The following is a 13,473-nucleotide window of genomic DNA, read 5'->3' as shown; positions in this document are numbered from 1 at the left end:
AAATGCTAAAACTTCGTTGTGCTTACCTCAACGATCTCTTGGCCATTTGAGGCTTTTGCAAAACCGGGATGCTCCCCAAAGCATCTCCGAGTGCAGTATCGCATTTTGTACTTCTTTTCTGGGCAGAATGTAGCAATTTTGGCTCATGCCATCACAAAAGATGAGGATCGAGTCCCTGATACAGAGATTGAGCGGGCAATTCAGCAAAAGGCTCAATTTGAAGCCAATCCAGCAGTTCATACCTATGTGGAGGAAACAGAAGATGGCGAAGACGAATGATGCACTGAAGATCCTTCAACAAATGACCTCTGAAGATCCTGAAATGGAGGAAATGATTAAGGAATCCTCTTTCAATGCAGAACTTGCACAACTGATTTATCGTGCTCGGACGCAAGCAGGATTGACCCAACAGCAACTTGCCGATCGCATTGGGACAAAACAGTCGGTGATTGCGGAGCTTGAAGATGCTGAGTATGAGGAACACTCGCTTTTAATGCTGCAAAAAATTGCGCGTGCGCTAAATCAGCGATTGGAGGTTCAACTGATCCCGATCGCCCTTGAGGAAAATCGCACTGAGCAGCGTAGTGCGTAAATTAAGAAATGAGTATGCGCGATGCCTATTATTTACTCGATTCCACTATTTTCGGTTCGATACTAAAGCCAGGTTTGAGCCAGCCAAAAACTTCGCCTAAAGTTAACTGCATTTCCGGCATAAATGTGGGGATCGGAAGTATATCTGTTGGTTCTTCCAAGGAAATAGGCTGCTGCCTTGCGGGATAGGCTAAAATGTTTTTTTCATCGGGATCGAGCAACCAACCCATCTGACAACCGGCATTCAAACAGTGCAAAATATTGTTTGTAACTTTGGTTTGGCTTTGGGCTGGGGACAATATTTCTATTGTCCAGTCTGGGTGAGCATTAAATGTATTGGCAATTTCGCCGTCAGCGTCTAGGGGAATGCGATTCCAAACAAAAATGGCGACATCGGGCACAATAGAACGTCCACCAAAGGTGCAGCGAAGTTCTGGTAGGGCTAGGGCAATTTGCGGTTTCTCTGCGATGTCGTTGGTGACTGTTACGAGTCTGCCTTGTAGTTTGCTGTGTTTTCCTTGTGGCATAGGTTTTTGTACGATCGCACCTTTGATGTATTCGCTAGCGGGTTTGGTTTCTGGGAGTTGCAAAAACTCGTCGAGGGTGATAGTTTTTTGAGGTGCTTGTACCATATAGCGATCGCCCGTTTGAAGCGTGTTGGGGTAACAGTTCCAGTATATTTGAAGTTTCGTCACTTTTGGTGCAATAATCGAACTCAAAAGACTCTAAACTGTAGCTAGCCCGATCAACCGTTTCCACGATAAGCAGTCGATCGCATTCATTGAGGCAGAATTTGGCACGGCCCGCGTCAGTCGCATCTATAAACTGCGATTCCTAGTATTCTTTCATCTAACTACTGACTGCTGACTAATGACTAATGACTAATGACTAATGACTAATGACTAATAATTTATTACTATGTCAAAAAAAATAATTAATGCGATCAAATCGACTGGTATTCTAGGGGCGATCGCCTCTTTGACGGTTTTGTTATTCGGCGGTTGGAGTGGCACCGTGATCGGCTGGCTGATGGGTACGGCGGCGGGCTTTATGAGCTGTCGGGATCAGAAGGTTTACAGCCCGAAAATGGGTGCGACTATCGGCAGTTTAGCGGGTTTGGGATTGGGAGTTTGGCTGTTAGTTGCGAGTGTGGTAGAAGGGGTTTTGATTAGACCTTTGTCTGGTCAACCTGCTGTTGCTTTGCCGACGACGCTGCTGTACGGGATTTGCAGTTTGACGATCGCAATTTTGACAGCTACGTTAATGGGTGCTTTGCAGGGTTTGCAGGGGGAACGCCAGCGGCTGGCAACTCTGGTGACATTAGCTTTTATTCTAATTCTGTTTCCGTTTATCGACATTCAAGCTCAAACCGGCTGGATTGCTACTGTAGTACAGATTCAAATCTTTATTATGTTGGCGCTGGGTTTGAATATTACTGTGGGTTTTGCGGGTTTGTTGGATTTGGGATATGCGGCGTTTTTTGCGATCGGCGCTTACACGACAGCTTTGCTATCTTCTGGGCAGTTAAATATTGCTTGGAACTTTTGGGTGGTACTGCCGATCGCGGCCGGTGTAGCTGCGATCGCGGGCGTAATCCTCGGTATTCCGACACTGCGGCTCAAGGGCGATTATTTGGCGATCGTTACCCTCGGTTTTGGCGAAATTATCCCGGTTGTCTTTAGGAATTTAACCGCGATTCGGATTGACGAACCAGTCTCGAAGATTGTTGCTGCTGTTTTGGGTAAACCTGAGTTGGTGCTGTGTCTGGTTGGGTGCGATCGACCTTTTAACCTCACCGGCGGCGAAGCGGGAATAAACCCGATCGGGCGTCCATCTCTCCCCATCGTCGGCACTTTCAGCACCGGCAACTACTTTCCCTGGTACTACCTAATTTTACTGCTAGTTGTCTTCGCTTACTTCATGATTTCGCGGCTGCGAGATTCCCGCTTGGGCAGGGCGTGGAATGCCATGCGCGAAGATGAATTAGCGGCTAGTGCGATGGGCATTAACCTGGTGAAAACCAAACTTTCGGCTTTTGCGATGGGAGCGACTTTTTCGGGCTTTGCAGGCGCATTTTACGCCGCCTATATCAGCGCAATTTTCCCTAGCGTTTTTGATTTCTCGGTGTCGGTAATCATCCTGTGTATGGTGATTTTAGGCGGTTTGGGGAACATGATGGGGGTGATTTTGGGGGCTATCATTATCATGTCTGCCGATCGGCTTTATCTGCCACAATTAGCGCAAGTCCTCAAAGGTTTTCTGAATACTTTTGTACTCCCCAGGATTGCAATTCCCCAGTTGCGAGACTTTCTGGCAACCAGTTTAGACCCGATTCAAATGCGCTTATTTCTATTCGGCCTAACTCTTGTTGTCATGATGCTAGTGCGGCCGGAGGGGCTGATTCCTGATAAGATACACCAAGCTGAACTGCATTCCGATGCTGAAGCGAGCAATGAGTCTTTAGCCGATGCGAGAAGTCAATAAATAGGTAAGGACAAAAAAACATAGTATTTTGTAGGTGGGTTTAGCTAAAAATCTAGGATAGAAGGGAGTTTATGAGTGTAAACCCCCCTCCGCATCTAATGTTTATTTGTAACCAACTACTTAGTAAGGGTGAAAGATTAGCCATGAACAATGTAACTGGTACTGCTTTTATCGTTGCGGAATTTAGAGCAGAAGAGAATGAACAGGCAATTCCTCTTTACACTGATCATGTAGTAAAAATATGGCTAAATGAGGAAACAAAAAAAATAGCTGACCAAATAGCTCACAACTCTCCCGCAGCTAAAGAAATGGTTAAGTTGCGGACTAAATATTTTGATGATGTTTTGTCAAATCAAATTTTAGGAGGTTGCAAGCAAGTAGTTATTTTAGGTTCGGGTTTGGATACTCGCGCTGCTAGAATTAATGGAGAAGGAGTGATTTATTTTGAAATAGACGACCGGGCAACTCTTCAATTAAAAGAAGAAGCTCTCAAAGCTAACAAAGTTACTGCCTATGTTCGCTATATTCCCGGCGATTACGTAAAAGACGGTTTAATCTCCTTGCTGAAACAAAGTGAAGTTGATTTCGATCGACCGACATATTTTTTGTGGGAAGGCAACACTACCTTGCTGGCACAAAAAGATGTAATATTTGTGTTAGAACAAATTCGCGACAATTTTCATAATTTCCGATTGTCTTTTGATTATATGTCGGAAAAGGTGATTTTGAGAACCACGGGCTACCAAGATATCAATGATTACATAGATAAATACGAAAGTATGTATGCCCCGTGGATTACTGGGTTTGAAAACATTGCCACTTTGGCTGACGAACTCAATCTCAAAGTTATTGAAAACTTTTCGACTGCCGATTTACACGCACAATATCGCCCTGGCCGTTCGCTAGAATCTAATCTTTTAAAATTTTACTTTGTTTGTACTTTAGAAAATGCAGTAGGGTGTGTCAGTCAATAGATTTGACTCAACTGACACAATTGGCTGCTGGCGCACCGCAGAGCGCAGACGATCGCACTTTGCTGTACCCGAATGCCTCCAAAAGTATTTACCAATGTGTCTCAGGCAGGCTAAACTAGGAATTAACCAGCTTGGTCGTCACGGCACCAGGATTAGCCATCCTCTGTATCGTCTGGCCAAGGCGGAATCCCTCCAATTATTCAAAGCTATGATTTTAGCGACAAAACAAATCATTGAAAAAAGCAATGACACCGAAGAAATTAAGGGAGTTGGAGAACAATTTGCAGCGATACAACAATCCTTAGAAAAAGCATTCCAATCTCAAGATGCTCTGGCACCAGAGGAGGGTCTTAGAGAGCTGCTGTCAATCTACGAGCTTTATCTCCATATTGAATCAGAAAGCAATCCTTCTGAGAGACATAAAAGCTTAGAAGAACTTGAACGTAGCGTCGAAGCATTTAAGACAAAGTACAAAGACTTTGCCCCGAAGGAAGCTGTTGATGGCATAGAAAATGTACAACTTTGGGCTAAAATATCTAGAACAATGATGTCTGTCAAATTTTATACGCTTGCTGCATCTGTTGCAGACAACGAAGTAAAGCAACTAGGATTGTTTTACACAGGACTCATCAATTTATTAGATATTGCAGAAAATTATATAAGCTTCTTTACCAAAAGAGGTCGCGAATTAGGCAAAGATATAGCTCAGACACTAATCAGCTATAAAACATTTGAAGATTATGCCAAGAAAAGACCAGCAGATGAAATCACCAGCCAAGCTATAGGCATAAGAAATGCAGCCAAAGCAATTTTGTGGGAAATTGATAGGCACGACCGCAAAATTTTCTCGTATAAATCACTCTATGAAGAAGCTAACAATGCAATAAAAACAGATGATAAAAAAGAACTGCTTAAAACTTTGAATTCCTGGCGTGAAGAGTACATTAATGAGCTTGAAAAGCTATCAGACAACTAGCAACCTAATTCATGAGTACGTTAATTTTTTTAGATACGGGTGTCCTCGGAAAACTCATACATCCCGATGTTGAGCAAGGCAAAACTAGGTTGGCTCAAAACGCTGAAAGCGAAGTTAAGGAATCGATTCTAGAAGCAATTGAATGTACTGAATGGTTAACGATGCTAATAAATGAAGGCTATCCTGTAGCTATATCCGAAATCGCAAACTATGAAGCAAGGCGCGAGCATCTCAGACGAATCAGCGATCGCAAATCAGGACTAGAAGAAAAACAAAAAGCTATTAAAGCTATTCAAAAGCTAGATGCGCTAATCACAAAAAAAGGGGTTGCATCTTTTCCAGTTACTTGCGAAGAGGGCAACGTAATGCAAGAAGCGGCTGAGCTCTGGGCTTTTGCACGCAATAATTCTTATGTAGCCTACGATGCAGATTTAATTATAGCCGCTCAAGCCATCATTATTAAGAAAATAGGAATAGATGTAATCATTGCAACAACTGATACCGAAGACTTTAACCGATTGCTACAACAGTACCACATTGAAGCTAGGCGCTGGAGAGATATTAAACCTTAGCTGAACTGTCTCTCATTTAATTTTCCAGTGTTTTTGTCAGAAAACTCAAGGGGCAACTTTTTAATAGCTTAACTAATATTAGGAATCACAACCAAAATGTCATTATTAGAAGCACAGCAACTTACAATGCGATTCGGCGGTTTGACTGCCGTAAACCAGGTTAGTTTAACATTAGAAAAAGGCTCGATCGCCAGTTTGATCGGCCCCAACGGTGCGGGCAAAACTACTTTTTTTAATATGCTTACGGGCATTTATAAACCGAGTGGGGGGCAGTTGATACTTGAAAATAAAAATATTACCGGTTTACCCCCGGATCGCCTGACCACTTTCGGCATTGCTAGAACTTTTCAAAATATCCGCTTGTTTAACAACATGACTGTCCTGGATAATGTTTTAGTAGGTAGACACTGCCGATTGAAAACAGGTTTGTTGGGTGCAATCATCCGCCCTCCCGCTGCGAATCTGGAAGAACGGGAAGCTAAAATAAAAGCGCTCACTATGCTTGATTTTGTCGGTTTAGGTGTTGCTAAAGCGCCGGAGTTGGCAAAAAACCTTTCCTACGGCGATCAGCGGAGATTGGAAATTGCGCGAGCCTTAGCTTCCGATCCGAAAGTGTTGCTTTTGGACGAACCGACGGCGGGAATGAACCCGAACGAAACGGCTGATTTAACTCGCTTTATTTATCGGATTCGCGATGAGTTGAATTTGAGTATTTTGCTGATTGAACATGATATGAAAGTCGTGATGGGAATTAGCGATCGCGTCAGTGTTATGGAGTACGGTACTAAAATTGCTGAGGGAACTCCGGCCGAAGTTCGCGCAGATCCTCGCGTAATTGAGGCATATTTGGGAAAAGAAGAAGATGGCAATGGGTAATTGGTAAGGTTCGCTGCAGCGCACCTGATATCATTTCCGTTTGATTCGGACTTGTATGATGTTAAATTTTGTATGGGCGGGTAAACCTGCCAATTATTGGCCATAAGAGACAATCTCATAAATCCGCCCCCGCCCATACTACTCGATCAATGTTTGGGATCGTTCCTAAACTTTTGATGTAACTTTCAGACAATATATTCTAAAAAGTAATCATGCTAGAAATTAAAGACATTCACACCTATTACGGAAATATTCACGCTCTCAAAGGAGTATCGCTAACAGTCTCGCAGGGAGAAGTTGTGACATTAATCGGCAGCAACGGGGCGGGGAAAACGACAACTCTCCGCACGATTCAAGGACTGCTGCGCCCGCGCCAAGGCACTGTATTATTTGAGGGAAAGCCTTTAGAAGCACTATCTACAGAGGCGATCGTCCGTTTGGGGATTTCTCAAAGTCCCGAAGGGCGGTTGATTTTTCCGCGCATGACGGTTCAAGAAAACCTAGAAATGGGTGCTTATCTCCGCAACGATACTCTCGGTATCAAGTCCGATATGGAAAAAGCATTAAATTTATTTCCTCGTTTGCGAGAAAGAATTAGTCAAAAAGGGGGAACTCTCAGCGGCGGCGAACAGCAAATGTTGGCGATCGCCCGGGCTTTGATGTCGCGCCCCCGCTTGTTATTATTGGACGAGCCGAGTATGGGATTGGCACCGATGTTAGTCAGTCAAATTTTTGCGATCGTCCGCGATATTAATGCTGAAGGAACAACTATTTTACTGGTGGAACAAAACGCCCGCATGGCTTTAAGTGTAGCCCATCGCGGCTATGTCATCCAAACCGGTCAGGTTGTAGTCGCTGGTACTGCTAGCGATTTGCAGTCAAATGAAACTGTTCGCAAAGCCTATTTAGGTGAAAGTTAAATATGGGCATTGGGCATGGGGCATGGGGCATGGGGCATGGGGCATGGGGCATGGGGCATTAGTCATTGGTTATTGGTTATTGGTTATTGGTTATTGGTTATTGGTTATTGGTTATTGAAACTGACAAATAACCAATAACAACCAACAAATAAAAAATAACACATAACAAATTACCCTATTTGCGATCGCAACTTCCCCGTTTCCAATTCCGTCTCAAAAGCCGCTCGCACCTTTTCCCACTCCGCTTGGGCTTCCAACAGGCGATCGCGCGCCGTACTCACATCAAAAACCTGTTCCCCTCCCGACTCAACCGCCAAGCGACCCATATATTCCAACTCCTTGCAAACAGCAGAAAAAGACACCGCTCCTAAATTGGCGCTGCTTGACTTGAGCGTGTGAGAAGCCAGCTTCAAACTATCAGCATCGCCGAGAAAAATAGCCTCCTTAATAGTTTCTAAATGTTGCGGTGCGTCTACCAAATATATCTTAATCAGCTCCCCCAAAAAATCGGGATCTTCATCATCGTCTAGCTCGCGGAGATTTTGCAAAATATGAAAATCAATCGGCGAATCGGCTCCCGGTTGAACGCTCGAAGATGCCGCAGCATCACTGTCAACTTGATCAGAAATATCTTGATTGTTTTCCTCTGTTACCGCATCCAATTCATCCCGAATCAGAGGTGAGCACTTGCTTAAAGCGATCGCCAACTCTTCCCGGCGCACTGGCTTAGTAATATAATCGTCCATACCTGCTTCCAGACACTTTTCGCGATCGCCCTGCATCGCATTAGCAGTCATCGCAATAATTCTCGGCTTCTTGTTAGCAGGCCATTCCTGACAAATGCGGCGCGTCGCTTCCAACCCATCCATGTTGGGCATCTGCACATCCATCAGCACAACATCGTAAGATTGCCGCTTCAGCGCCTCCAAAACCTCCAACCCATTAGCCGCAATATCAGCCCGATATCCTATCCTGTCGAGTAAATGCGTAGCGACTTTTTGATTCACCACATTGTCCTCAGCCAGCAAAATCCGAATCTGACTAGAATTAGCTGCATCCTGTCCGGCAGAATTCGTCGCAACCTGCCTCAAAACAGCAGGCGTCCGCTGCGCGCGGTGCTGTTCTTGAGAATTTTCAAAATACTTCAATCCCGAAGTCAAAGTCACCACATTTGAAACTTCTCCCCTGCCGCTTCTGCCAGTAACATATCCAAAAACTTGCAGCAACACATTATAAAACTGGGACTGTTTTAAAGGCTTAGTTAAAAAAGCGGAAAAATGTACTTCTGTAGTTTCAAGTTTTTTCCAAACTTCTGCCTTACTTAAATAAGTAAACAGCACCAAAGGTAGTGCTATTTTGCGAGGGTTTTTAACTTTGATGCCATTCGGATTTAGACCCTCGTCGCCCGACAAATTGCTCAGCTCAAATTTCCGAATCTCCACAGCCAAAGCCACACCGTCCATATCTGGTAGATTCATCGCCAAAATAGCTAAATCGAGCGGCGAGTTTCCTTTGATGATTTCCAAAGCCTCAGCACCGGAAGTTACAGCAACCGGTATCATTCCCCAAGACTCTGCCTGCCGGATCAAAACTTGCCGGTTAATGGCATGATGCTCAACAATTAACAAGCGCTTACCAGCGGCAAATTCGGGTCTTTTTTCCTCAGCCCGGATGTCATTCGCTTCAGCAGTCACCGTGAAATAAAAAATCGAACCCGAACCCGATATCGACGGCGGAGTAAATTCTTCTGGCGACCTTCCAGCGATACTTTGTCCGATCGCAGAAACTCCCGGTTGAGACTTAGAACTTCCCGGACTTACCTGGCTGACAACCCACATTGTACCGCCCATCATATCGCTCAAACGCTGGCTGATAGCCAGTCCCAAACCCGTCCCGCCGTAATGTCGCGTTGTCGAAGCATCCACCTGCGAAAAAGCTTTAAACAGGCGATCCATCCGGTCTGGCGGAATGCCAATTCCCGTATCTTGGACAGCAAATTGAATCTCGTATTGTTTGCTACGTGCCAACTCTCCCTGGTTAATTGCTAGCGGTTGTGGCTCTAGAATATTAATTTTTTCCGGCGAACTCTTAGCAGCTACCTCTTCAATTTGCCTAGCCGTACAGCACACCACAATTTCTCCCGATTCTGTAAACTTAACTGCATTACCTAGCAGATTTACCAAAATTTGGCGCAGTCTCGTGACATCTCCTAAAATGTTTTTCGGGACAGAATCATCAATAAAGTAAGCCAGTTCTAAACCTTTTTCTGATGCTCTCGGAGCCAGTAATTCCAGAGATTCTTCTATACAGTTTTGCAGCTCGAAGGGGCTGCGTTCCAAATCCAATTTTCCCGATTCAATCTTGGAAAAGTCGAGAATATCGTTAATAATAGTCAGCAAAGCATCGCCGCTGGTACGAATTGTCTCCACAAAATCCCGCTGTTCAGGAGTTAGTTCCATATCCAGCAGCAAGCCCGTCATCCCGATGACCGCATTCATCGGAGTGCGGATTTCGTGACTCATAGTCGCTAAAAATTCGCTCTTAGCTCTATTAGCAACTTCCGCCGCTTGTCGTGCTTGATCCAAAGCTTCATTTTGCTCTGCTAACTGTCGCTGTCGCTGAACTTCGGTTTCTAAAAGTTGTGCTTGAGCTAAGGTAATGCCAACTTGAGCGGCAACATCTTCTAATAGTTCAATTTCGTCGGGATTCCACTGGCGAGTTGCATCGCACTGGTGCAAAGTAATAATTCCATTGGGTTCTCCTTGATAGGAAGTGCGAACAGCCAACATAGATTTTAATCCGATGCGGCGGCACATCGGCCCCGAAGATTCAAGCAAAGGATCGGCAAATACATCGGGAGATGCCAGGGCTATATCTTCAGCGAGGAGTTTTTCTGTGTAGGGGTTATAAGTGACAGAAAGTTCTAAATCTAAAGCCGATTCGTGACCGGGTTCTAAGTATTCTGCGACGCAAGGAAGGTGGGGATAAGGTTCGGAAAGATAGGTGTGAATTGTACAGCGATTGACACCAAATACGCGGCCGATTTGGGTGGCGGTAGTTTGAAAAATTTCTTGAGTGTCTAAGGTCGATCGCACTTTTTGAGTAATTTGTTTGAGTAGTAAAACGCGCTGGTACTGACGTTGCAAAGTTCGCTCTCGCTCTTCGCGGGCAATTTCTGCGCCGATGTAATTGCCCATCAACTTTAAAATTTCAAAATTCAGCGGTTTAAAAGGAGATTTAGTGGTGCGGGAAGTAAAGCTCAAAGTGCCAAAAATTCGCCCTTGCACTATTACCCTCGTCCCCACAAAAGCCTCCAACTTGCGTACGCTGTAAGCGGGGTGGTTGCGCCACTGAGTAGTGCCGGCTGATTCGACAGAAATAGGTTCGCTCGATCGCAAAACCTCTCGCTCAAAGGTTCTGCTCAAAGCAAAACCATCTCCTTTAGCAAATCCAAAGGGAAAATCTTCCGGTACATAAGCCGCAATCACTTCGTAGCGATCGCCCAAAACCCTGCCCAACAGCCCGATATCCATCCCAAACTGACTACAGCCCATTGCCAGCAACCGCATCGTTCGATCGTCAAAAGAGCCTTCCGAGCTCACCATTACCTCGTAGAGCGATCGAATTGCCCGCTCGCTTTCCCGGAGTTCCTCAACGCCTTCGAGGCGGTTGCAGACATCGTGCAAAGTCCCGAAAATTCCCGCTATTTCGCCTTGCGAATTCCGCCGGACTTGGGCAAATAGTTCTACGGAAACAAAGCCGGAATTACTGTGAATTCCCAAGGAATTTTTGCCCGAAACCGACTTCGACTTAAATCGCAGTTCTCGCCGTTCAAATTCCGACTTCCCGGACAGCAAAGACTCCAATAAATTTGCACATTGCTCGCGCTCATCTGGATGCACCCACTCTAAAAAATTAGTTTGCAAACTTTCGGAAACTGCATAATTCGTAATTTCCGTCCAAGCGCGGTTGAGGAATTTCCAAACTCCCGCCGCATCTATGTGGAAAATTACTGTTGCTTTCAAAGAGTCAAATAGATGGAATTGTTCTCGATCATGCTCGCGGTTTTTGACCTCAAACTGCTTGTTTAGAGTAATATCTGTATGAGTTCCTACTACCCGCAGCGGTTTGCCAGTAGCGCTGCGTAAAACTTGACCTCGATTCAGCACCCAGACAGTGCTGCCGTCTTTACAGTACATCCGATATTCTGCTGCAAAATCCGGTGTCTTTTGGGCGAAGTGTTCTTCTAAAGCTGCCTTTACCAAGTCAATATCATCTCTGTGGATGCGACTCCACCATTCCGATCGGCGATTCGAGATTTCCCCTTCTTGGTAGCCCAGCATTTCTTGCCACCGCGCCGAATAAAAAAACTCATCTGTTTCGAGATTCCAGTCCCAAATCCCCTGATTGTTGACTGCAGGGGGGAGATTTGGCCGCTCTACGAAACTGTGGTGAGAAATTTCAGCCATCTCGTGGCTATTTGCTGCTGTCCGCTGTATTTCTGCTGAGAGTTTTTTGTATTGAGCATTGCTAGATTCTAGCTGGCGCTGCAAAGCAATTAAGCCAGAATGCAGAGATTTTGAATCCAGCGCTTGTAAAAGGATAGTTTTAGGATTGATAATCCCGATCGGGTGATTTGTTTCGTTGATGACTAATAAAGGCAACTGGCAGTAGTGTTTTTGCAGCAGCGCGACGGCTGCTTCGAGGCTAGAGTGCGATCGCACCAGCGGCGGGGAACTGCTGCAAATTGCTCCCGCTCTAATTTTGTTAGAGTCTCTTCCCAGGGCCTGCAACTGCACGATATCCCGCGAACTTACCACCCCAACCAGTTTGTGAATGTTGGGATTTGTAAATTTGGAATTATGAGCCGCACCAGTCGAGTGTTGATCGGGGGTTTCAGTGATTAATACATAACTAACATTGTGTCTAAACATCAGTTGCGCCAAGTAGCGAACCGAAGAATTAGAAGGAGCGTGAATTATTCGTGAAGCTGCTATTTGAGGGATTTGATAAAGTTTAATTAAACTTGCGGGCAGCTCTAATTTCTGATGCACAATTGGCAGCGGCGGAGGGAACGCGAAAGCCGCAGGTGGCGAAGCGCTGCTAATTGCTTTTGGTGTCGATTCCCCAATTCCCTGCAACATTTGCACCAAGCTTTGAGAGCTAATTAAACCGACAAGTTCTTCAGCCTCGCTGACGACGGGCAAATGGCTGATCTGATTTTTCTCCAGCAGATTAGCTAAGGCAAAAAAGTCGGGAATTTCCGATTCTCGGGCTACAGTTACGCTTCTGATCATGATTTGCTCGATCGCAAATCCCCTCAAAGCAGCGCCGATCGAATTTAGCTGTACGATATCTCGCGCTGTAAAAATCCCCAGCACTGTCTGGCTGCTCGGATAGGGAGCTTTTGAGCCGTTGAGACGCAGCCCGTTGCCTCCTGCGTGTAGCGCACGCGGTACACCGTTGTAGAAACCCGACTGTTCCCGCGATTGTGGGGAAGTCCCGTTCGTGGGATTTCCGAGTTGAGAATTCTCGCGCGGTTCTACCACGAGGACGTAACTGGCTCCTGTGCTACTCATCAGCTCGATCGCCTTTTCTACGGGCGTCTCAGGGGTGACGGTGAGGGGATTGCGGTTGATGACCTGACTGAGGGAGGGAATAAACATCAGGGGGCATAAAAGTGATATTTGTTGGAAAAAGCCGATCGCAAGCAGCAGATTGATTGAGAGGCTTTGCCCGCGAGATTTCCAAGCGCGCTCAAAGTTTCTGTACGATTCAACTCACCCCTACTTCCAGCATCTTGGCATTTAAAATTAATTCCGTGCCATATCCTGATAATTGACGGCTTCTGACTTTCAGAACCAATCCTATCTGCCAGAGGGCCCAGATGAAGGCGGGCGGGTAATTCCTCGTCTAGCCTAACTGCTGCGGGTTTACGAGCAAGAATTTCTGCGATTGTCTAGACTGCACCCTACTTTCTCGCCCTCAACGGAACTCTCGCTCGCATTCTGTTTGAGGCAAGATACCTGCACGCTACCAATTTACCAGCGACAGGAGGGGAATCACAACAGGACGACTTA

Annotated in this window: 10 protein-coding genes; 8 read left to right on the top strand and 2 right to left on the bottom strand. The window is 45.5% G+C overall.

Going from position 1 to position 13,473, the window contains the following annotated elements:
- Positions 1 to 90: 90 nt before the first annotated feature.
- The gene (locus QUA83_RS22050; RefSeq protein ID WP_333295814.1) at positions 91 to 279 is read left to right on the top strand and encodes a type II toxin-antitoxin system RelE/ParE family toxin; all 189 of its coding nucleotides are present in this window, start codon (positions 91 to 93) and stop codon (positions 277 to 279) included.
- 22 nt (positions 280 to 301) lie between these two features.
- Positions 302 to 592 carry a helix-turn-helix transcriptional regulator gene (locus QUA83_RS22045; protein WP_333295812.1) on the top strand — a complete coding sequence of 97 codons (291 nt, stop codon included), beginning with the start codon at positions 302 to 304 and terminating at the stop codon, positions 590 to 592.
- Positions 593 to 620: 28 nt separating this feature from the next.
- Here QUA83_RS22045 and QUA83_RS22040 read toward each other — a convergent pair whose 3' ends face one another.
- Positions 621 to 1,223, bottom strand: a complete 603-nt coding sequence (locus QUA83_RS22040) for a Uma2 family endonuclease (RefSeq protein ID WP_333295815.1) — start codon at positions 1,221 to 1,223, stop codon at positions 621 to 623.
- A 286-nt stretch (positions 1,224 to 1,509) separates the two neighbouring features.
- On the opposite strand from QUA83_RS22040, the gene QUA83_RS22035 reads away from it, so the two are divergent.
- The 6 genes from QUA83_RS22035 to QUA83_RS22010 all read left to right on the top strand — a co-directional run bounded on the left by QUA83_RS22035 (position 1,510) and on the right by QUA83_RS22010 (position 7,393).
- Positions 1,510 to 3,075, top strand: coding sequence for an ABC transporter permease subunit (locus QUA83_RS22035; protein ID WP_333295811.1), 1,566 nt, complete (start codon positions 1,510 to 1,512; stop codon positions 3,073 to 3,075).
- A 143-nt stretch (positions 3,076 to 3,218) separates the two neighbouring features.
- Positions 3,219 to 4,049: an SAM-dependent methyltransferase gene (locus QUA83_RS22030; protein ID WP_333295810.1), complete on the top strand. Its 831-nt coding sequence runs from the start codon at positions 3,219 to 3,221 to the stop codon at positions 4,047 to 4,049.
- Positions 4,036 to 5,025: a hypothetical protein gene (locus QUA83_RS22025; RefSeq protein WP_333295808.1), complete on the top strand. Its 990-nt coding sequence runs from the start codon at positions 4,036 to 4,038 to the stop codon at positions 5,023 to 5,025. The genes QUA83_RS22030 and QUA83_RS22025 overlap by 14 nt, the downstream gene beginning before the upstream one ends.
- A gap of 11 nt (positions 5,026 to 5,036) precedes the next feature.
- Entirely contained in the window at positions 5,037 to 5,597 is a 561-nt protein-coding gene (locus QUA83_RS22020) for a hypothetical protein (protein WP_333295805.1), read from the top strand.
- A gap of 96 nt (positions 5,598 to 5,693) precedes the next feature.
- Positions 5,694 to 6,473, top strand: coding sequence for an ABC transporter ATP-binding protein (locus QUA83_RS22015; RefSeq protein WP_333295804.1), 780 nt, complete (start codon positions 5,694 to 5,696; stop codon positions 6,471 to 6,473).
- 212 nt (positions 6,474 to 6,685) lie between these two features.
- A complete protein-coding gene (locus QUA83_RS22010; protein ID WP_006631855.1) occupies positions 6,686 to 7,393 on the top strand; it encodes an ABC transporter ATP-binding protein in 708 nt (235 codons plus the stop codon).
- 170 nt (positions 7,394 to 7,563) lie between these two features.
- Here the strand turns inward: QUA83_RS22010 and QUA83_RS22005 are convergent, their stop codons facing one another.
- Positions 7,564 to 13,059, bottom strand: coding sequence for a response regulator (locus QUA83_RS22005; RefSeq protein WP_333295802.1), 5,496 nt, complete (start codon positions 13,057 to 13,059; stop codon positions 7,564 to 7,566).
- Positions 13,060 to 13,473: the final 414 nt, after the last annotated feature.

This window comes from Microcoleus sp. K1-B1, from assembly GCF_036704705.1.
Taxonomy (GTDB): domain Bacteria; phylum Cyanobacteriota; class Cyanobacteriia; order Cyanobacteriales; family Microcoleaceae; genus Microcoleus.
The sequence above is the reverse complement of the archived record's forward strand: the minus strand, read 5'-3'. Positions and strand labels throughout refer to the sequence as shown.

Coding starts and splice junctions, on each gene's coding strand:
- QUA83_RS22030 (WP_333295810.1), top strand. CDS start 3,219: ATGAACAATGTAACTGGTACTGCTTTTATCGTTGCGGAATTTAGAGCA.
- QUA83_RS22035 (WP_333295811.1), top strand. CDS start 1,510: ATGTCAAAAAAAATAATTAATGCGATCAAATCGACTGGTATTCTAGGG.
- QUA83_RS22005 (WP_333295802.1), bottom strand. CDS start 13,059: ATGTTTATTCCCTCCCTCAGTCAGGTCATCAACCGCAATCCCCTCACC.
- QUA83_RS22010 (WP_006631855.1), top strand. CDS start 6,686: ATGCTAGAAATTAAAGACATTCACACCTATTACGGAAATATTCACGCT.
- QUA83_RS22040 (WP_333295815.1), bottom strand. CDS start 1,223: ATGGTACAAGCACCTCAAAAAACTATCACCCTCGACGAGTTTTTGCAA.
- QUA83_RS22015 (WP_333295804.1), top strand. CDS start 5,694: ATGTCATTATTAGAAGCACAGCAACTTACAATGCGATTCGGCGGTTTG.
- QUA83_RS22045 (WP_333295812.1), top strand. CDS start 302: ATGACCTCTGAAGATCCTGAAATGGAGGAAATGATTAAGGAATCCTCT.
- QUA83_RS22020 (WP_333295805.1), top strand. CDS start 5,037: ATGAGTACGTTAATTTTTTTAGATACGGGTGTCCTCGGAAAACTCATA.